Below are 18722 nucleotides of genomic sequence, written 5' to 3' on the forward strand. Positions count from 1 at the left end.
CCTGTTCCCACATCCGACCCCGCGCCGCCCCTACCCGTCCTCGGGCACCTCATGCGGGACGTGGCGCACGTCACGCCGGGGCGAGCCGCGCATGAGCCGCTCGATCTCCCGGCGCTCCCGCTTGGTCGGGCGCCCCGCGCCCCGGTCGCGGACGGGCAGCGCGGCGAGGACCTCGCGCGGCGGCGGGGGCGGGCTCTTGTCGACGTAGCACTCGGCCGCCACCGGCGCCCCGACCCGCTTGACGATGATCCGGGAGACGATCACGACCTTCTCGATGCCGTGCAGCCGGACCCGGACCTCGTCCCCGACCTTGATCGCCTGCGCGGCCTTGACCCGCGTCCCGTTGACCCGCACATGCCCGCCCCGGCACGCGTCGGACGCGGCCGAGCGGGTCTTGGTCAACCGCACCGCCCAGAGCCAGCTGTCCACCCGCGCGGTGGTCCGCTCCTCCATGGCGGCCACCCTACTCGGCGGCGTCGGCGCCCGGACGACGGCGGACATCGGCGGGAACCGAGAGCACTCCGGCACGGTCTAACGACCAGCAATTTCCCCCCGATACAGCACGAACACCTCGGCAGGACCGCGCGTCCACCCCCACTTCGGAGCGATCATGAACCCTCAATGGCCCGGCGGTCAGCCGGGATACCCCGCGCAGGGCGGCCCGCCGCCGATGCCCGCTCCCGGCTTCCCACCGCCCGCGCCGCGGCCGCCGTCGGGCGGAGGCGGCGGGATCGTCGTGCTGCTCATCGCCGGAGTGCTGGTCGTGCTGGTCGTGCTGGTGGGCGCCTTCGTGGTGCTGGCGGACGATGACAAGCCGGACGGCCGGACGCTGACGCTGCCGTCGTCCACCTACACCCCCGGGCCGGGGTACTCCCCCGAGCCGACCCCGACGACCCGGGGCACCACCTCCGACCCGACGACGCTGCTGAGCCCGACGATCCGGACCGCCCGGGGCAACACCTTCACCCGCGTCGGCACCCGCACCGGCAGCTGCACCTCGCGCGCCAACTCCAAGATGGCGCCGATCGTGCGCGTCAACCCCTGCGTCGGCGACATGAACTCGGCGGTCTACGCCAACCCGGCGCGCACCATCATCACGGTCGTCTCGATCATGAAGGTGGGCAGCTCCAGCCAGGCGGCCGCGGTCAGCCGCGGCGTCTACCAGAGCGCGTGGCCGATCCTGCTCACCCCCTCCGACAACAGCGGCCTGACGCAGCTGAAGAAGGAGCCGGGGTTCTGGACGCGCACCTGGACGCGCGGCTCCAGCCTCGTCTTCGCCCAGTCGTACTACACCGAGGGCGGCGCCTCGGGCGGCCGCAGCGGGCCCGTCTTCACGACGGCCGGCGAGCTCGGCGTCGAGGTCGCCAACACGATGCTCTTCACGTCCTGACGGCGGGCCCCGTGCCCGGCCGGTCCCGGGGCCGGCCGTGCCGCGGAACCGGAAACGTCCGACATGCGGTGATCCATCCGGCAATAGACTCCTCCGGCGAGGAGGCGGATGCGATGACCGAGACCAGCGGGGGCCGGCCGGGCCCCGGCCAGGGGCCCTGGCCCTATGACCAGGGACGCTACGACCAGCTGATCCAGTGGACCGGATCGGTGCTGCTCGACGTCGTCGCGCCCGGCTGGCGGCGGATCGACCTGAAGATCCTGATGACCGTCGCCGCCGCCGACGCCGCCCTCACCGTGATCACGGAGGACGGGGGCGGCTCCGCCGTGCCGGCGCCGCAGGGGCTACTGCAGGGCGCCGCCGAGCTGCGGTCGATGATGTACCGGCCGGGCGAGGGCACCTGGTTCGGGATGCGCTACATGATGGAGCCGCCCGGCCGGTACTGGGTGACCTTCAACCCCGCCTTCGACCCGCAGTGGGATCTGCCGCGGTCGGCGTTCGCCGCCGACCTCGCGGCGTTCCCGCGCGACGACGAGCACGTCCCCCGCTGGCTGCGCGAGCGCGCCGGAACGGCAGGCGCACGGTGAGCGAGAACGAGCCGCTCGGCCCGGTCGAGCAGGACGCGCTGCTTCAGGACGTCGTCCTGCTGCTGACGCACGCGCTGCCCTCGAACTGGCAGGAGGCGCGGGTGCGTTACGACGCGCTCGGCTCCCACTCCGCCGTCCGCATGCAGATCCAGGACCTGAACCGGCCCTTCCCTGCCCTGGCGCCGCCGCCGGACGAGCTGGCGGATCTGTTCGCGCAGCTGCGCGCCGGCATGTACCGGCCGGGCCTCGGCACCTGGTTCTCCGTCGTGTTCTCCCTGACCTTCCCCTTCACCTACAACGTCGAGTACGACTACAAGTCCGAGCCGCGGTTCGACGGCGGCGCCCCGGCCGGCGCACGCGCGGAGGAACTCCGCCTGTTCCCCCGCGACTCCGACAAGACACCGGCGTGGCTGGCGCCCGGCGGTCCGGCCCCGGCCCTGCGCACCGCCGCGCCGTTCGACGGCCGGGGCCCCGACGGCCGGCCCGTCGTGCAGCGCCCGCCGGTCCCCGGCGACCAGCGCGACGCGCTCCTGCACTACCTGGAGCAGGCCCCGGTCGTGCTGGCCGCGCGCAGCCACGACACCGACGTGCTCGACCCGGGGCGCGCCCAGCGGGTCCCGCTGACGTTCCACACCGACGGCACCTGGATCTGGCCGGGTGCGGTCGGCTACTACCTGCGCGTCCACGGCCTCCCGCCGCAGCCCGAGCTGGTCGAGCACGTCCGCGCCGCCGGCTTCCGGGTGCCCGAGGTGCCGGAGGACGCCCGGAGCGCGGCCGTCGCCGCCATCACCGGCCAGAGGACCGCATGAGCGTCCCGCCGGTGGACGCGGCGGCGCGGCAGGCGGCGAACCGCACCCTGGAATGGAACGGCGTCCTCGTCCCCCCGCCCCCGGCAGGCTGACCGTTGCGGACCCAGGGCACCGCGCTGCCGGACGGAGCCGAACCGCCGCGGCCCGGCGACCCCCGCGCCGTCGGCGGGTACCGGGTGCTCGCGCGGCTCGGCGAGGGCGGCATGGGCTCGGTCCTGCTCGGCACCGGGCCGGACGGCCGGCTCGTCGCGATCAAGCTGATCCGGCGCGAGCTGGCGCTGGACCCGGGGTTCCGGGCCCGCTTCGACAGCGAGGTCGCCGCCGCGCGCAGCGTCGCGCCGTTCTGCACCGCGCGGGTGCTGGACCACGGCCGGGCCGACGGCAGCCCCTACCTGATCACCGAGTACATCGCCGGGCCGTCGCTGGAGGAGTACGTCAAGGCCCGCGGCGCGCTGCCGCCCGAGGCGCTGCGCGCGCTCGCGGTCGGCATCGCCACCGCGCTCGCGGCGATCCACACCGCGCGGCTGGTGCACCGCGACCTGAAGCCGTCCAACGTGCTGCTGTCGGCCACCGGCCCGCGCGTGATCGACTTCGGCATCGCGCGCGCCGTGGACTCCACCACCCGGCACACCCAGACCGGCCACATCATCGGCAGCCCCGGCTGGCTCGCGCCCGAGCAGGTCTTCGAGGGCGCCTTCGGCACCTCGGCGGACGTGTTCGCCTGGGGCTCGCTCGTCGCCTACGCCGCGACCGGCCGCCACCCCTACGGCACCGGCAACCTGATGGTGCTGGCCGTCCGGGCGCAGCGCGCCGAGCACGACCTGAGCGGCGTACCGGACGACCTGCTGCCGCTGGTGTCGTCCGCGCTGGCCCCCGACCCGCGCGACCGGCCGTCCACCGAGCGCCTGCTGGTGACCCTGGTCGGCGAGGAGGACCCGCTGACCGAGGCGCAGCAGGCCCTCACGCGGGGCTGGTCGCCGAGCGTGCTGCCGAACGAGCTGTTCGCGCCGCCGCCCCCTGTGATGCCCACTCCGCCGCCCTTCCCGGTACCGCCGATCATGCCGACGGCGCCGCTCATGCCGGCGGCACCGGTCATGCCGGCGGCGCCGCCCATGCTGCCGCCGCCGCCCATGCCGACCGCGCCGCGCCTGTACATCCCGCCGCACCCTCCGCGGCGCTCGAACACCGGCTCGCGCGTGGCCTTCACCTTCCTCATGCTGATGCTGCTCGCGTTCGCCTCCTGCGGCGTGTACGTCGTCCTCAAGGCCGGCCACACCCTGCGGACCCCGGGGTCGTCCCGCACGGCGAACGAGAACCTCATCACCTCGCTGCCCGACTTCTGCAAGAGGCTGCTGCCCGCCCTGCCCGCCGACGTCAAGAGGATCAAAGAGAAGCACCGGAGCGGCAACGGCAGCGTCCTGCGGAACTGCAACTGGGACCGGCGCTCCACCTCCGGCGCCCGCCACCTCGCGGTGACCGCCGAGGTCGGCGGCACGCTCAAGCAGGCCAGGAAGAGCTACGCCTCCAACTGGGAGTACGCGGCCGACCCCAAGTACCACAGCCGCCGCGAACGCGTGAGGAACCTGGGCGAAGAGGCCTACATCTCCCGCCAGTACAGCCCGATCGTGGCCGGGCCGAACGAGCGGGCCGCCATCTCCTACTGGATGGGCGGGGTGACGCTCGGCTTCCGGCACCGCAACATCGTCGTCGGCGTCACCTGGACGGGCGCCGACTACCCGAAGACGCGGGGGCGCGTCCTGAAGGGCCGGAACATCCCCTACCACCAGGCCGAACGCGAGGCCCTGAAGGTCGCCAAGGCCGTCCTGAAGGAACTGCGCTGACCTGATCAGCCGCCGGTCCAGCGGCGGTAGGCGTCCATGTCGACGTTGCCGCCGCACACGACGGTGACCACGTGCCGCCCGGCGAAGCGGTCGCGGTCTTCCAGGACCGCCGCGACGCCGAGCGCGGCCGACGGCTCGACGACCAGGCCGGCGTGGTCGAGGAGCAGCCGCATACCGGCGGTGATCGACTCCTCCCGGACCAGGACGGCGTCGTCGGCGACCAGCAGGAGGTCGTCCAGGACGGCCGGGATGGGGAACCGGCCGGCGACGCCGTCGGCGATGGTGTCGGCCGAGCCGGTGGTGACGACGCGCCGTTCCCGCCACGACAGCGTCATCGCCGGCGCGCCCTGCGGCTGGACGCAGATCACTTCGACACCGGGCGCCAGGGCCTTGATCACGTGCCCTATGCCGGTGGCCAGCGCCCCGCCGCCGAGGGCGATCAGGACGGCGTCGAACGAGGGCGCGGCCTCCACCAGCTCCAGGCCGATGGTCGCCGCGCCCTCGCAGGTCTCGATGTCCAGGCTGTCCTCGACCAGCCGGACGCCGTCGCGGCGCGCGATGGCCGCCGCCCGCTCCCGCGCCATCTCGAAGTCGCCGTCCACCAGCTCCAGCCGGGCGCCCAGCGCACGGATGCGGTCGAGCTTGGCCGCGGGTGCGCGACGGGACGCCACGACGGTGACGTCGAGTCCCCGGCCGCGCCCGGACCAGGCGAGCGCCTGCCCGAGGTTGCCCGCACTCGCGCACACCACGGCCTGCTGGCCGCTGCCGGCGAGCAGGCTCGCAACGAGCTCGGTGCCGCGGGCCTTGAAGCTGCGGACCGGGTTCGCCGTTTCGAGCTTGACGCTCACCGCGCACCCGAGGCGGGACTCCAGCGCCTCGCAGCGGTACAGCGGCGTATCGAGGAAAACCGGGTCGATCATCCCGCGTGCCGCCCGGATCCGATCGGTGTCGAGCCGCGTCTCCTGCACGACACAGCAGCGTAGCGCCGGCGAAAGGAAGGGCCCGGCCGCCGTGGGGAAGGACGACCGGGCCCAACGGCACGCGCACGCAACGGGGTGACGCTTCCGGAGGAGCAGCGGCAACCTCGGCAAGCCCGCCCGCGCGGCCCGGCTAGGGGGTGGGCGGGGTGGAGGAGGCGGCGATGAGGGAGGTCAGCGGGCGGAGGCGGGCGGCGAGGGGGTCGGCGAGAGCGAGCTGGGCGCGGGCGGCGAGCAGGGCGGGGACCCACCAGGGGGCGAAGACGGTCCGGGCGCGCCGTTCGATGCCCGCGGTCATCGCGGCGCCCGCGCGCGCCACCGGGATGGGCGCGCCGATCACCCTGGGGAAGCGGTCCGGACCCGGGCGGGTGAGCAGGCCGCGGACGAGGCCGGTGTCGACCGTCCCGAAGTAGGCGACGCCGACCGCGGTGCCGGTGTGCGCGAGCTCGATCCGCAGCGCCCGGCCGAACGCCTCCACCGCGGCCTTGCTCGCCCCGTAGGCGGCGACCGTGGGGCACGGGATCGCCGCGGCGATCGAGGAGGTCACCAGGATGTAGCCGCGGCGCGCGCACACCTGCGGCAGCGCCGCGCGGACCGTGCGCCAGACGCCGAGCAGGTTCACCTCCACGACCCGCTCGAACGCGGCCGGCTCGACGGCGGCGACGGTGGCGAGCGGGCCGCTGACGCCGGCGTTGGCGACCAGCACGTCGATGCCGCCGAACCGCTCGCCGATGTCGCGCATCACCTCGGCCAGGCCGGCGGTGTCGGTCACGTCCACCGGGTAGGCCGCGGCGCGGGGGCCCAGCCGGGCGGCCGTCCGCGCCACGCCCGCGGCGTCGCGGTCGAGCAGCGCCACCGACGCGCCCCGGGCCGCCAGCCGCCGCGCCGTCTCGCCGCCGATGCCGCCCGCCGCGCCGGTGATCACCGCGACCCGGCCGGCGACCGGGCTCCGGCGGTCCGTCTGATGTGTCCTCATGGCCGGAGTGTCCGGGAGGGGGCGCCGCCTGTCAATCAGTGATTGAAATGGTGATTGACGCGGGTGCGGGGCCGTGCTGGAGTGGGGGGATGCACCCCACTTCGTCCCCCGATGCCCGGCGCCGGCTCCTGGAGGCCGCCGAGCGGCTGCTGCGCGAACAGGGCTACCACCAGGTGTCGGTGCGCGCGGTCAACAAGGCCGCGGGCATGAACCCCGCCGCCGTCCACTACCACTTCGGCTCCAAGCAGGAGCTGGTCACCGCGCTGCTGGAGCGGCGGCTGCGGCCGCTGTGGGAGGACCGCCTGGAACTGCTGGACAAGCGGGTGCGGGCCGGCGACCCGCCGGGGCCAGCGGAGCTGGTGGAGCTCCTGGTCCAGGCCCTGGCCGAGACGGCGGCCGATCCGGACCGGCGCTGGCTGCTCGGCCTGCTGGCCCGGCTGGTGCTGTCCGGGCAGCCGCTGCCCTGGCGGTCCCCCTGGTCCGACCCGGGCCCCTGGACGACGCTGCTCTCCCGGACGCTGCCGCACCTGCCCCCCGAGGTCGTGGCGGACCGGTGGCGGCTCGCCCGCGATCTGCTGCTGGTCACCTACGGCTCGCCCGACGCCCTCCCCTCCCCCGCCGAGACGGCGGCCTTCGTGACCGCCGGTCTGAGCGCCCCCGCCCATGAACAGCGCTGACACCGTCTTCGAGCCCGCGCGGCTCGGGCCGCTGACCCTGCGCAACCGCGTCATCAAGGCCGCGACCTTCGAAGGCCGCACGCCGCGGGCGCTCGTCACCGACGAGCTCATCGCCTTCCACCGCGCCGTCGCCGCCGGCGGGGCGGCGATGACGACCCTCGCCTACTGCGCGGTGAGCCCCGAGGGGCGGACCGAGCGGCGGCAGATCCATCTGCGGCGCGAGGCGGCGCCCGGCCTCGCCCGGCTGGCCGAGGCCGTCCACGCCGAGGGCGCGCTGGTCTCGGCGCAGCTCGGGCACGCCGGCCCCGTCGCCGACGCGCGCTCCAACCGGCGGCCCGCGCTGGCGGCGTCGCGGCGGCTCAGCCCGCTGACGGGGCGCTTCGTCCAGGGCGCCACCGCCGTCGACCTGTCCCGCCTCATCACCGCCTTCGCCGACGGCGCCGAGCTGGTCGCGGACAGCGGGTTCGACGCCGTCGAGCTGCACTTCGGGCACAACTACCTGGTCAGCTCGTTCCTGACGCCCCGGCTCAACCGCCGCCGCGACCAGTGGGGCGGCTCACTGCCCAACCGGGCCCGCCTCGCCCGCCAGGTCGCCGAGGCCGTCCGCGCGCGGGTCGGGGACCGCATCGCCGTCACCGCCAAGCTCAACATGGAGGACGGCGTGCGCGGCGGCCTCACCGTGGACAACGCCATCGCCGCCGCCCGGCTCCTGGAGGCCGACGGCCACCTGGACGCCCTCACCCTCACCGCGGGCGGGTCGCTGCTCAACCCCATGTACCTGTTCCGCGGCGATCCGCCGGTCAAGGAGCTGGCCGCCGCGTTCCCGCAGCCCCTGCGGACCGGCCTCAGGATCGCCGGGCGCGGCTTCCTGCGCCGCTACCCCTACACGCCGCTCTACCTGCTCCCGGCCGCCCGCCGGTTCCGCGCGGCCCTCTCCATGCCCCTCGTCCTGCTCGGCGGGATCACCGAGCACGCGCATCTGCGGCAGGCCATGGACGAGGGCTTCCAGTTCGCCGCCATGGCCCGCGCCCTCCTGATGGAGCCCGACCTGGTCGACAGGATCCGGCGCGACACCGCCACCGTGTCGCGCTGCGTCCACTGCAACAAGTGCATGCCGACCATCTACCGGGGCACCCGCTGCGTCCTCACCGGCGGGCGCGCATCGTCATGACAGGGAGCACCGGGAAACTCCAGGGTCCCCCGGACCAGTGATCCGTCCGTGAGGAACGCCTCAATCATCGAATTGATCAAACATAACGATCGTGACACTGCTAACGTTCCGCTTGATCTCCCGAAACTCCCTAGCATGGAGATGTTAATGCGACGCATGCGACAGATCGCTGGCGCCACGCTGCTCAGCGGCGCCGTCGTGGCCGGCGGCGGCATCATCGCCGCCCCCGCCAACGCGGCCCCCGCGCCGAAGCCGGCCGTCCACGCGGCCCCCGCGGAGCAGGCACCGCTGCACGAGGCCGCCCCCGGCACCATCGCTGCGCAGTCCACCAAGCACGGCTTCAAGACCAAGGGCCTGCCCGGCGTCAACGGCTGGGGCACCTACCAGTACAGCAGCTACAAGGGCCGCAAGACCCAGCTGCTGTGGTTCAAGATCAAGGACTCGCGTAGCGGCAAGCACGCCGCCCTGCGCTTCCTCATCAGCAAGAGCAAGGGCAAGCCGTTCGACGAGTGGGTCTACTGGAACCGCAAGGACAACAGCACCACCAAGTGGGCGGGCTTCCACACCTACTACCTCGGCCGGATCTACATCCGCGAGGAGCTGGGCTACGAGTACCGCGACAGCAAGGGCCGGCTCCGCTTCCGGACCACCAACGCCGGCAAGTGGTACTACTGGAAGTAACCCCTGGTCAGAGGCTCTGACCTGATGAACGGCCCCCTCGGCGTCCGGAAGCCGGGGGGGCCGTTCGCATTCCCCGGGCGCGACGGGCCGGGGCAGGCGTTACGATCTGCGCAATGTTCCCGCCTCCCCCTCCGCAGCCGCCCCGGCGGCGGTTCGTGCTGCCCGCCGGGATCGGGGCCGGGGCCGTCCTGCTCGCGGTGGCGCTGTGGGCCGCCGGCGGGTTCGCCGAGACGCCGAAGCAGCCCGCCGCGGCCGCCGGGCGGCCCGTCAACCAGGGCCGGTACCAGGTGACCGTGCAGGGCGCGCGGCTGGAGACCGTCAAAGGGGTGGCCGGCCGGCCGGGCGAGCGGTACATCGTGGTGCGGATGCGGGTGGTCCTGAAGGGCGACGAGACCTCCTCGCTCACCTACGGCGGGCTGCGGGAGGGCGTCGCCGCCCGCACCAGGGCCGGCACGTGGCTGAGCCCCGACGAGGTGCGCGGGTTCGCCGCCGGCGCGAAGACCGGCTCCGTCCAGCCCGGCCTGCCGGTCGACGCCGCCGCCATGTGGCGGGCGGGCCCCGCCGACGCGCCGCAGCGGTTCACGGTCGGGCTGCGCAAGTGGGAGTACGGGCCGGGCTTCACCGACGCCTCCTACCAGTGGCGGGCCGGGAAAGAGGACGGCGACGCCATGGCGGGCGTCCTGACGCTGCCGGTGGCGCGGTGAACGCCCAGCAGGTCCTGGTGCGGGGCGGCGCCGGCGTGCTCGGCGCGGCCCTGCTGGCGGGAGCGATGTGGCTGCACACCGTCCGCCCGCGCGCCGAGGCACGGGTGCTGGAGCCGATCCGCAGCGAGGGCCGGGTCGGCGAGGTCGTCGCCAACCGTGAGTTCAGCGTGCGGGTCGAGCGGGTGACCGCCGCCCGGGCCCTCGCCCGCGCGGTGCCGCGGCGCAGAACGCCGCCGGTGCGCACCGACGGGGTGTACGTGATCGTGCGGGCGCGGGCGACGAGCGGGCGCGAGCCGGTCCGGCTGCAGACGGCCCGGCTCGTCACGGCCAAGGGGAACACCTACTGGAAGGCCGACCGGCCCGACGCCGCGGCGCCCAGCGAGCCGATCCTCCAGCCGCTGCTGTGGAGCCCGGTGACGTGGGTGTTCGAGGTGCCCAGGGACCAGGTGGCCGGGGCGCGGCTGCTCGTCGGCACCGGCGGCCTGCTCCCCCAGCTGTCGGCCGCCGCCGAGATCGACCTCGGGCTGGGCGGGGACGTGCCGGTCGCCGCGCTGTACGACCCGGGGACCGAGCGGTGAACCTGGACGTCACGCGGCCCGATCCGATCGCGCGGGAGCCGCGGCTGCGGCCCCGCGACCGGCGCATCGCCGAGGCGATCGCGCTGCTCACGCTGCTGCCCGTCGTGCCCGTCCTGGCCTGGGCCGACCAGACCGCGAACGTGCACCGCAGCCTGGCGCCGCTGGAGAAGCCCGTGATCGTGTCGCGCGGCGGCGAGGGCGAGCTGGCCGGGGTGCGGTGGCGCGTGCGCGGCCGGACCACCGGCCCCGGCCTGGGCGACGGCGTGGCGGCGCTGCGGATCGTGCTGCTGGCGCGCCCGGCGGACGCGGCGGCCGCCAGGTCCATCGGCGCCTACGGCACCCTCTACCGGCTGCGCGACGGGCAAGGCCACGTGTGGAACGGCACCGCGCTGGCGGCCCCGGCCAAGCCCGGTGCGCCCGTGCAGGTCACCGTCCAGGCGACGCTGCCCCGTGCAGCGGCGGACGCGGTGGCGCTGGAGATCCTGCCGCCCCGATCCCAAGCGCGGAAGGGCGCGCTGCCTTCGCTGCGTTTCCCGCCGTGACGCGGGCCATGACCAGGTCGAACGCGGCGGCCAGCAGGCAGGCGCGCAGCATCTGGACGACCAGGTCCACGCCGAAGGCGACCAGCGGCTGACGCGGCAGCCACCACTCCACCGGATGCGGGCCGACCAGCTCGAAGACCTCCCGGCCGGCGACGGCGGGCAGCACGTCCAGCCCCATGAGCAGCAGGCAGAACACCCCGAACGGGACCGGGCCGGAGCGGCGGACCAGGCGCAGCCCGTACCAGGCCGGCAGCCACAGCTCGCGGAACCCGCGGGTGAGGAACTCGCGGACGGTGCCGGCCTGCCCGACGCCGCCCGCGCGGGCCAGGTGCCGGGCGGCGCGGCCGTCGCCGAGGACCAGCCGCTCGTCCCCGGCGTCCAGGCCGAGGATCACCCCGGCGATGACGAGCCAGACCAGCCCGCCGAGCACCGCGTACCGGAACGCCGGCCACAGGTCCAGCACGGGCCCGGCCGCGTCCGAGACCCACGCCCACGCCCGCCGGTCCGCCAGCCAGTCGCCGGCCTCGCCGCGCAGATGGTCGACGGTGAAGATCGCGAACAGCGCGAAGTCGACCTCCAGGAACGCCACCACCAGCGCGCCCGCGCGCGGCAGCCGCTCCTCCAGCAGCCACTCGGCGAGCGCCTTCAGCGCGAAGAACCCGACGGTGAGGCCGATCGCGAGCGGAACGTGCCTCTCCAGCGTGACGAGCATGCCGAGGCCGCGGGCCTGCCCGGCCAGGCCGCCCTCGGCGAACCCGCGCACCTCGGCGGTCTCGGCGAACGCGCGGGCGTCGTCGCCCTGCATGCCCCAGGCCAGGTAGAAGATGACGAACGGCAGCACGGCGCGGCCGAGCGCGCCGAGGAACGGCTCGTCGTCGCCGACCGCCCACGCGGCGAGCCCGCCGCCCGCCTCGCGCGCCTGCACCGTCGCCAGGCCCTCGCGCACGCAGTGCACCATCGCGACGGTGACGCCGAGCGTGATCATCACCAGCAGGCTGACGGTGACCAGCGGCGCGACCTGCGCGCCGATCCCCTTCGCCGCGCCGAGCCGGTAGCCGCCGTACATGGCGCCGTAGCGCAGTACCTGGCCCACGGTGAACCACAGCGCGAGCGGCAGCGCGAACCGGCCCGCCAGCCGGAGCGTGGTCCAGGGCAGGAGCAGCGGCGATCGGGGGGAGAGGCCGGGCATTCCGCAGATGGTACCGACGCGACGGCCCCCGCCGCCCCGCGCGAGCGGGAGGACGGGGGCCGGTCGGAACGGGCAGGTCAGATGGTGACCTCGAGACCGGCGACCTCGCCGGTCTTGGCGGTGATGGTGTGGTCGACGCTCACGCCGCCCGCCGCCAGCACCCGCACGGTCCAGTCGCCGTCGGCGGCGAAGAACCGGAACACGCCCTCGTCGCCGGTCACGACCTCGGCGGTGAACTCGCCGGTCGAGTCGAGCAGGCGGGCGTACGCGCTGGACACCGGGGCGCCGTCACGGGTGACGGTGCCCTGGATGACGGCCTCGTTGTTCAGGTCGACGGTCGCCGGAAGGTGCGCCGTCTGCGCGGGCGCTGCGCATCCCTGAGTCATGGTGTTCCTCCTTCTCCGCCGGCACGGCGGGGGTATTGCTCCGCTGGGGTATTGCGGGGAAAGGGGCTTGTTACTTCGCCTCGCCGAGCTCGATCGGCACGCCGACCAGCGAGCCGTACTCGGTCCAGGAACCGTCGTAGTTCTTGACGTTCTCCAGGCCGAGCAGCTCGCGCAGCGCGAACCAGGTGTGCGAGGAGCGCTCACCGATGCGGCAGTAGGCGATGGTGTCCTTGGACAGGTCCACGCCGGCCTCGGTGTAGAGCTTGCGCAGCTCGTCGTCGGACTTGAAGGTGCCGTCGTCGTTGGCCGCCTTGGACCACGGGATGCTGCGGGCGGTCGGCACGTGGCCGGCGCGCTGCGCCTGCTCCTGCGGCAGGTGGGCCGGGGCGAGCAGCTTGCCGCTGAACTCGTCGGGCGAGCGGACGTCGATCAGGTTCTCCTTGCCGATCGCGTCGACGACCTCGTCGCGGAAGGCGCGGATGGACAGGTCCTGCTCCTTGGCCTGGTACTGCGTGGCCGGGCGCTCGGGCACGTCGGTGACCAGCTCGCGGGAGTCCAGCTCCCACTTCTTGCGGCCGCCGTCGAGCAGCTGCACCTTCTCGTGGCCGTACAGCTTGAAGTACCAGTAGGCGTAGGCCGCGAACCAGTTGTTGTTGCCGCCGTACAGGATCACCAGGTCGTCGTTGGCGATGCCCTTGCGCGACAGCAGCTCCTCGAAGCCGGTCTTGTCCACGAAGTCGCGGCGGACCGGGTCCTGCAGCTCGGTCTTCCAGTCGATCTTCACGGCGCCACGGATGTGGCCCTTGTCGTAGGCGGACACGTCCTCGTCGACCTCGACGAGCACCAGGCCCGGGTCGTCGATGTGGGCCTCGACCCAAGCAGCGTCCACCAGGACGTCGGAGCGGCTCATGCGGGAACCTCCCTGTCGGAGTGACTCTTCACGGTGATGCGGCGGAGCAGCAGATACGTCTCGCAGCCGAGGCAGAACCCGAACGCCGCGTTCAGGAACGCCGCCGCCAGCGCGAGGGCGGTGGCACCGATGCCGAGCCAGGTGATCCCCAGGACGGATCCGACCGTGCCGGCGAGGGCGAAGACGAGGCCGACACCCTGGGCGAACCGGGGCGGGGCCTGTGCTTCGAGTTCCCTCGGCGGGGCGATGCGGGGCCGGACCAGCACTTTGAAGATCAGCCCGTACGGGGAGAACCGCAGGCCGAGCAGGACGGCGATGGCGAACACCAGCGTCTGCGCGGCGAGCGGGACCCAGCTCTGCGTCACCAGGGCCACGATCAGGACCACCGACGTGAGGGCCGCGGCGAAGCGCTGCCCACGCGGATCAACCTGCATATGGATCCCCTAGGGGGAGAGAGCGTGCGTACGAGCTGGAAGTCTCAGAAGTGCTCGGGGCTTCGGGAAGGCGGGGCTTCCCGAGGGGCCATAGCGGCGGGCTCGATGCCTCAGGCCATGCGACAGAGCGAGGCGGCCACGCGGCAGAAATCGACCGCGCGGCGCTTCGTGAGCATCTGCTCTGTCCAGTAACGCACGTCCCGATGGTAAGCCGACGGACGGCGCCCTGTCACTTCCGTCTCGCCCTGCGAGACGGTGACATATGTCTTGTTGCAGGTCATGGCGGTCATGGTTCAGCTGATGACCTTGCCGAGGGCGGCGATGACGTCGGCCTTGCGGGGCAGCCCGGCGGCGCGGCGGACGATCCGGCCGGTGTCGTCCAGCACCAGGACGGTCGGGGTCCGCAGCACGTTCAGCCGGCGGACCAGGTCCAGATGCGCCTCGGCGTCGAGCTCCACGTGCGCGACGCCGTCCACCATCCCGGCGACCTCGCCGAGCACCCGGCGGGTCGCCCGGCAGGGGGCGCAGAACGCGCTGGAGAACTGCACGAGCGTCGCCTTGCTGCCGAGGTCGGCGCCGATGTCGGCGGCCTCGATGCGCTCGTCCACCCTGTCGCCTCCCCTGCGCGCGCGCAGCACGCCGTCCCTGCGCTGCTTCACGAGCCCGAACGCCGTGGCGGCGAGCAGCACCGCGACGGCCACCCACAGACCGGTCATCGCAAGCGACAACCCGCAGGGGCGGCGCCTTCTTCCCGATCAGGCCGGGATGGTGAGCAGCGGCCGCCCGTCCAGGGTGACGACCTCGAACGAGTAGAGCTGGTCGCGGCGGAAACGGGTGGAGGCCTCGTACTCGCCGTACCGGCCCTTGCCGGCGCCGGCCGGGACCGTCCAGCTGCCGAGCGCGTCCTTCTGCCCGTCGCGGGCGATCACGCGCAGCCGGCAGTGGGAACCGCCGGCGATCCCGGTCACGTAGATCTCCAGCCCGGTGCCCCACGCCTTCCGGTGGATCATCACGTAGCCCTGGACGCCCGAGCGCGGATCGCTCGCCGCCACCCGCTCCCCCGCGGCCGACGAGGCCGGCACCGGAGGCACGGCCCGCCGGTCCTCCCCGCCTCCGACCAGCCCGCCGAGCAGCATCCCGGCGACCAGCAGCACCGCCGCCGCGGCGGCGAGCGGCGCCCACCGGCGCAGCGGCCGCCTGCGTTCGGCGGCGCGGGCGAGCATCGCGTCGAGCAGGTCGGGCGGCGGGCCGGCCAGCTGCTCGATCTGCTCCTCGTCGACGCGGCCGAGCAGCGCGGGCAGCCCGGCCAGGCCGGCGAGCTCGTCCCGGCACGCCGGGCAGCGCTCCAGGTGCCGTTCCAGCGCCGCCCGCTCGGCCGGGTCGATCGCGCCGAGGACGTAGACGCCGAGTGTGCCGCGCGAGCGCGCGCAGTCATCGGTCACGGTGTCGTCACCCCCCGCTCCTCCAGGGCGAGCCGCAGCGCCCGCAGCGCGTAGTACGTCCGGGACTTCACGGTGCCCGGCGGGACGCCGAGCACCCGCGCCGCCTCCGCCACCGACAGCCCCCGGTAGAAGGTCTGCACCAGCACCGCGCGGTGCGCCGGGCTGAGCTCGGCGAGCGCCTCGGCGACCGTCCACGACTCCAGGGCCCGGTCGATGTCGTCGCTCCCGGGGAGCGCGACCAGCCGCTCGTCGATGCCGGTCTCGGGCGGCCGGGCCCGGCGGGCCCGGTGCGCGTCCACCGCCAGGTTGCGCGCGACGGTGAACAGCCACGGCCGCACCGGCCGCCCGGCCAGCGCCTCGGGGTGCCGCCAGGCGCGCAGCAGCGTCTCCTGCACGATGTCCTCGGCCTGGGCCCGGTCGCCGCCGGTCAGCCGCAGGGCGTATCCGAGCAGGGCGCCGCCGTGCTCGCCGTACAGGAGGCGCAGCACACTCTCATCCGCGGTGGGACCCACACCACTGTCACGTCCCCGGGGGCCGGACGGTTCACGCCTGCGGCAGGTCGTTCAGGTTCACGTTGTCGGCGGTCGCGGCGACCCGCAGCCCGGCCGGCGTCGGCTCGATCCTGCTGATCCGCGACCCGACCGGCAGGTTCGTCACCGGCACCACCCAGGTGAGCTGGTCCTGCAGCCGGTCGACCGGGATCTGCAGGCCGGTGCTGCCCACCGACAGCGGGGTGATCGCGATGCCCTTGGCGGTCGGCTTGACCTTGACCACCGCGTCGCCGCTCAGCTTGAAGCCGAGCACGTCGCCCGACAGCTGCACCGCCAGGTCGTCGCCCTTGGGGCTGATCTTCTGCACCTGCTTGGGCGCGTTCTTGCGGATCACCTCGTAGGGGATGACGGCCGAGGCGGTCGCGGTGCGCGCGGTGACGTGCGCGCTGCTGCCGTTGGCGACCTCCTTCAGCGGCGCGTTCACCCCGCGCATCTCGATCTTGACGTCGCCCACCGTCACGCCCTGCTCGGTCCAGTTGCCGATGGACACGTCGATCTGGTCGTAGTCGCCGGCCACCGCCTGAGTGAGGAACGGGAAGCCGTGGATGGTGACGTCGGGCCGCCGGTCCAGCTTGTACTGCGCCGCCACCTGCTTGCCGATCTCGTTCTGCGCGACCCGCACGCCGAACCGGTCGGCGGCGACGACGCCCCCGGCCACCAGGATCAACAGGACGAGCAGTACCTTGCGCATGTCTCTCCTCTAAGCGACGTGTCGCACCACATTAGGGGGCATCCCACCGGCGGGAAGTCGCCCTGCGGAATGAGATCGCGATGCCGCGACATCGGTTCGCGAGGCTACCCACCGCCTGTGACGTCAACCACCCGCGAACGGCGGCAGCACCTCCACCACACCGCCCTCGGGCAGCACCACCGAGTCGTGCGGCCGGGTGCCGACGGGGTCCCCGTTCACCAGGAACGAGCTGCGCTCCAGGACACGCCGGAAATCGTCCGCACGCCCTTCTTCCTGGGCCGCGGCGGCCAGCGCGCCGGCGAGCGTCCCGGCGTCGTAGGGCTCCTCGCCGGTTCCCGCCGCCGCCTTCGCCGCCGCCCAGTATCGGATCGTTCCCTTCGCCATGATCCAAGCGTCTCACTCCCGTAACACCCTCGATCCATCCGCACCGCCCATTGCCCCCGGGGACGGCTCGGATATGCTCAGGGTGAGGGATCCGGGCGACGAGGCCATGGAGTTCGTCCGGCCCGTCCTTCATCCCCGGGCCCCGGATGAGCCGCCTGGATCGCTGGACACCCTGATGGGCGAGGAGGCGGCACTTGAGCAGCTTGCTCCTGCTGACCAATGCACTGGAACCCTCCGACGAGATCCTGCCCGCGCTCGGGCTGCTGCTGCACTCGGTGCGCGTGGCCCCCGCGGAAGGCTCGGCGCTGATCGACGCGCCGTCCGCCGACATGGTGATCGTCGACGCCCGCCGCGACCTGGTGCAGGCCAAGAGCCTCTGCCGGCTGCTGCGCACCACGGGCCTGGACTGCCCGCTGCTGGCGATCGTCACCGAGGGCGGCCTTGCCGCGCTCAGCCCCGAATGGGGCCTGGACGACGTGCTGCTCCAGTCGGCGGGCCCCGCCGAGGTGGAGGCGCGCCTGCGCCTGGCCGTCGGCCGCGCCGCGCTCGGCGAGGCCGACGACGTCCCCGGCGAGATCCGCAGCGGCGAGCTCACCATCGACGAGGCCACCTACACCGCCCGCCTGCGCGGCCGGGTCCTGGACCTGACCTTCAAGGAGTTCGAGCTGCTGAAGTACCTGGCCCAGCACCCGGGCCGCGTCTTCACCCGCGCGCAGCTCCTCCAGGAGGTCTGGGGCTACGACTACTTCGGCGGCACCCGCACGGTCGACGTCCACGTCCGCCGCCTGAGGGCCAAGCTCGGCGCCGAGTACGAGAGCCTGATCGGCACGGTCCGCAACGTGGGCTACCGCTTCGTCCCGGACCACCGCCCCGGCGAAACCGAAGAAGCGGCCCCCGTCGCCACCTGAGAACGAAGATCCCGGTGTCCAAGGACACCGGGATCTCTGTTCGCGCACCCTCCGCAAGACTCCGGGTCCGCCTTTCCGGGGGTGCGGGGGGTCGCCCCCCGCACGGCATCAGCCGAACCGGCCCGTGATGTAGTCCTCGGTGGCCTTCTGCTCCGGGTTGGTGAAGATCTTGCTGGTGTCGTCGATCTCGATCAGCTTGCCCGGCTGCCCGGTCCCGGCGATGTTGAAGAACGCCGTCTTGTCGCTGACCCGCGCCGCCTGCTGCATGTTGTGCGTGACGATCACGATCGTGTACAGGTTCTTGAGCTTGCCGATCAGGTCCTCGATGGCGAGGGTGGAGATCGGGTCGAGGGCCGAGCAGGGCTCGTCCATCAGCAGGACCTGCGGCTGCACGGCGATGGCGCGGGCGATGCAGAGGCGCTGCTGCTGGCCGCCGGACAGGCCGGCGCCGGGCTTGCCGAGGCGGTCCTTGACCTCGTTCCACAGGTTGGCGCCCTGCAGCGACTCCTCGACGATCTCGTCCAGGCGGGCCTTCTTGCGGACGCCGTTCAGCTTCAGCCCGGCCGCCACGTTGTCGTAGATCGACATGGTGGGGAACGGGTTGGGCCGCTGGAACACCATGCCGACGGTGCGGCGCACCGCGACCGGGTCGACGGAGGAGTCGTACAGGTCCTCGTCGTCCAGCATGACCTTGCCCTCGACGCGGGCGCCGGGGATGACCTCGTGCATCCGGTTCAGCGTGCGCAGGAAGGTGGACTTGCCGCAGCCCGACGGCCCGATGAACGCCGTCACCGAGCGCGGTTCGATCGTCATCGAGATGTCCTCGATGGCGTGGACGCCGCCGTAGTAGGCGTGCAGCCCGGACACTTCGATCCGCTTGGCCATGGGGTGGAT

General features: G+C 73.6%; 25 protein-coding genes. 11 read left to right on the forward strand and 14 right to left on the reverse strand.

Features of this window, described 5'->3' with window-relative positions:
- Positions 1-30 precede the first annotated feature (30 nt).
- Positions 31-453, reverse strand: a complete 423-nt coding sequence (locus tag ACRB68_RS12470; protein ID WP_207709671.1) for an RNA-binding S4 domain-containing protein — start codon at positions 451-453, stop codon at positions 31-33.
- Between the two features lie 157 nt (positions 454-610).
- Here ACRB68_RS12470 and ACRB68_RS12475 point away from each other — a divergent pair, with 157 nt between their 5' ends.
- The 4 genes from ACRB68_RS12475 to ACRB68_RS12490 all read left to right on the forward strand — a co-directional run bounded on the left by ACRB68_RS12475 (position 611) and on the right by ACRB68_RS12490 (position 4627).
- Positions 611-1390 carry a hypothetical protein gene (locus ACRB68_RS12475; RefSeq protein ID WP_153532687.1) on the forward strand — a complete coding sequence of 260 codons (780 nt, stop codon included), beginning with the start codon at positions 611-613 and terminating at the stop codon, positions 1388-1390.
- 113 nt (positions 1391-1503) lie between these two features.
- Positions 1504-1977 carry a hypothetical protein gene (locus ACRB68_RS12480; protein ID WP_207709672.1) on the forward strand — a complete coding sequence of 158 codons (474 nt, stop codon included), beginning with the start codon at positions 1504-1506 and terminating at the stop codon, positions 1975-1977.
- Positions 1974-2786 carry a hypothetical protein gene (locus ACRB68_RS12485; protein ID WP_207709673.1) on the forward strand — a complete coding sequence of 271 codons (813 nt, stop codon included), beginning with the start codon at positions 1974-1976 and terminating at the stop codon, positions 2784-2786. The genes ACRB68_RS12480 and ACRB68_RS12485 overlap by 4 nt, the downstream gene beginning before the upstream one ends.
- Before the next feature lie 95 nt (positions 2787-2881).
- Positions 2882-4627 (forward strand): serine/threonine-protein kinase, encoded by a 1746-nt coding sequence (locus tag ACRB68_RS12490; RefSeq protein WP_153532688.1) that lies wholly within the window; start codon positions 2882-2884, stop codon positions 4625-4627.
- A 5-nt stretch (positions 4628-4632) separates the two neighbouring features.
- Here the strand turns inward: ACRB68_RS12490 and ACRB68_RS12495 are convergent, their stop codons facing one another.
- Positions 4633-5595 carry a threonine ammonia-lyase gene (locus ACRB68_RS12495; RefSeq protein WP_328594121.1) on the reverse strand — a complete coding sequence of 321 codons (963 nt, stop codon included), beginning with the start codon at positions 5593-5595 and terminating at the stop codon, positions 4633-4635.
- 142 nt (positions 5596-5737) lie between these two features.
- Positions 5738-6580 carry an SDR family NAD(P)-dependent oxidoreductase gene (locus tag ACRB68_RS12500; protein WP_153532689.1) on the reverse strand — a complete coding sequence of 281 codons (843 nt, stop codon included), beginning with the start codon at positions 6578-6580 and terminating at the stop codon, positions 5738-5740.
- A gap of 89 nt (positions 6581-6669) precedes the next feature.
- Between ACRB68_RS12500 and ACRB68_RS12505 the strand changes: the two genes are divergently transcribed.
- The 6 genes from ACRB68_RS12505 to ACRB68_RS12530 all read left to right on the forward strand — a co-directional run bounded on the left by ACRB68_RS12505 (position 6670) and on the right by ACRB68_RS12530 (position 10933).
- On the forward strand, positions 6670-7257 hold the full coding sequence (locus ACRB68_RS12505) for a TetR/AcrR family transcriptional regulator (protein ID WP_153532690.1): 588 nt from the start codon (positions 6670-6672) through the stop codon (positions 7255-7257).
- Positions 7244-8428, forward strand: coding sequence for an NADH:flavin oxidoreductase (locus tag ACRB68_RS12510; RefSeq protein ID WP_153532691.1), 1185 nt, complete (start codon positions 7244-7246; stop codon positions 8426-8428). The genes ACRB68_RS12505 and ACRB68_RS12510 overlap by 14 nt, the downstream gene beginning before the upstream one ends.
- A gap of 156 nt (positions 8429-8584) precedes the next feature.
- The gene (locus tag ACRB68_RS12515; RefSeq protein ID WP_153532692.1) at positions 8585-9109 is read left to right on the forward strand and encodes a hypothetical protein; all 525 of its coding nucleotides are present in this window, start codon (positions 8585-8587) and stop codon (positions 9107-9109) included.
- Positions 9110-9222: 113 nt separating this feature from the next.
- Complete coding sequence (locus ACRB68_RS12520; protein ID WP_153532693.1) at positions 9223-9813, forward strand: hypothetical protein; 591 nt, start codon at positions 9223-9225, stop codon at positions 9811-9813.
- Positions 9810-10391: a hypothetical protein gene (locus ACRB68_RS12525; RefSeq protein WP_153532694.1), complete on the forward strand. Its 582-nt coding sequence runs from the start codon at positions 9810-9812 to the stop codon at positions 10389-10391. Before ACRB68_RS12520 ends, ACRB68_RS12525 begins: the two co-directional genes overlap by 4 nt.
- A complete protein-coding gene (locus ACRB68_RS12530; protein WP_153532695.1) occupies positions 10388-10933 on the forward strand; it encodes a hypothetical protein in 546 nt (181 codons plus the stop codon). The genes ACRB68_RS12525 and ACRB68_RS12530 overlap by 4 nt, the downstream gene beginning before the upstream one ends.
- Here the strand turns inward: ACRB68_RS12530 and ACRB68_RS12535 are convergent.
- The 10 genes from ACRB68_RS12535 to ACRB68_RS12580 all read right to left on the reverse strand — a co-directional run bounded on the left by ACRB68_RS12535 (position 10818) and on the right by ACRB68_RS12580 (position 16920).
- On the reverse strand, positions 10818-12122 hold the full coding sequence (locus tag ACRB68_RS12535; protein WP_153532696.1) for a hypothetical protein: 1305 nt from the start codon (positions 12120-12122) through the stop codon (positions 10818-10820). The two genes, ACRB68_RS12530 and ACRB68_RS12535, sit on opposite strands and share 116 nt — an antisense overlap.
- Positions 12123-12199: 77 nt before the next feature.
- Positions 12200-12508, reverse strand: a complete 309-nt coding sequence (locus ACRB68_RS12540; protein WP_153532697.1) for a DUF1416 domain-containing protein — start codon at positions 12506-12508, stop codon at positions 12200-12202.
- A 70-nt stretch (positions 12509-12578) separates the two neighbouring features.
- On the reverse strand, positions 12579-13418 hold the full coding sequence (locus tag ACRB68_RS12545; protein WP_153532698.1) for a sulfurtransferase: 840 nt from the start codon (positions 13416-13418) through the stop codon (positions 12579-12581).
- Complete coding sequence (locus ACRB68_RS12550) at positions 13415-13852, reverse strand: DUF4395 domain-containing protein (RefSeq protein WP_153532699.1); 438 nt, start codon at positions 13850-13852, stop codon at positions 13415-13417. The genes ACRB68_RS12545 and ACRB68_RS12550 overlap by 4 nt, the downstream gene beginning before the upstream one ends.
- A 110-nt stretch (positions 13853-13962) precedes the next feature.
- Complete coding sequence (locus ACRB68_RS12555) at positions 13963-14142, reverse strand: Ms5788A family Cys-rich leader peptide (RefSeq protein WP_153532700.1); 180 nt, start codon at positions 14140-14142, stop codon at positions 13963-13965.
- A 3-nt stretch (positions 14143-14145) separates the two neighbouring features.
- Complete coding sequence (locus tag ACRB68_RS12560) at positions 14146-14568, reverse strand: thioredoxin family protein (RefSeq protein WP_153532701.1); 423 nt, start codon at positions 14566-14568, stop codon at positions 14146-14148.
- Between the two features lie 39 nt (positions 14569-14607).
- Positions 14608-15294, reverse strand: a complete 687-nt coding sequence (locus tag ACRB68_RS12565) for an anti-sigma factor family protein (RefSeq protein WP_153532702.1) — start codon at positions 15292-15294, stop codon at positions 14608-14610.
- Positions 15291-15806: a sigma-70 family RNA polymerase sigma factor gene (locus ACRB68_RS12570; protein ID WP_328594122.1), complete on the reverse strand. Its 516-nt coding sequence runs from the start codon at positions 15804-15806 to the stop codon at positions 15291-15293. The genes ACRB68_RS12565 and ACRB68_RS12570 overlap by 4 nt, the downstream gene beginning before the upstream one ends.
- 31 nt (positions 15807-15837) lie before the next feature.
- A complete protein-coding gene (locus ACRB68_RS12575) occupies positions 15838-16536 on the reverse strand; it encodes an LmeA family phospholipid-binding protein (RefSeq protein WP_153532703.1) in 699 nt (232 codons plus the stop codon).
- Positions 16537-16659: 123 nt separating this feature from the next.
- Positions 16660-16920, reverse strand: coding sequence for a MoaD/ThiS family protein (locus ACRB68_RS12580; protein ID WP_153532704.1), 261 nt, complete (start codon positions 16918-16920; stop codon positions 16660-16662).
- 194 nt (positions 16921-17114) lie between these two features.
- On the opposite strand from ACRB68_RS12580, the gene ACRB68_RS12585 reads away from it, so the two are divergent.
- The gene (locus tag ACRB68_RS12585; protein ID WP_153532705.1) at positions 17115-17828 is read left to right on the forward strand and encodes a winged helix-turn-helix transcriptional regulator; all 714 of its coding nucleotides are present in this window, start codon (positions 17115-17117) and stop codon (positions 17826-17828) included.
- Between the two features lie 108 nt (positions 17829-17936).
- On the opposite strand, the gene pstB is transcribed toward ACRB68_RS12585, so the two are convergent.
- Positions 17937-18713 carry a phosphate ABC transporter ATP-binding protein PstB gene (gene pstB, locus ACRB68_RS12590; RefSeq protein ID WP_153532706.1) on the reverse strand — a complete coding sequence of 259 codons (777 nt, stop codon included), beginning with the start codon at positions 18711-18713 and terminating at the stop codon, positions 17937-17939.
- Positions 18714-18722: the final 9 nt, after the last annotated feature.

This window comes from Actinomadura macrotermitis, assembly GCF_009604375.1.
GTDB classification, from domain to species: Bacteria; Actinomycetota; Actinomycetes; order Streptosporangiales; family Streptosporangiaceae; genus Spirillospora; species Spirillospora macrotermitis.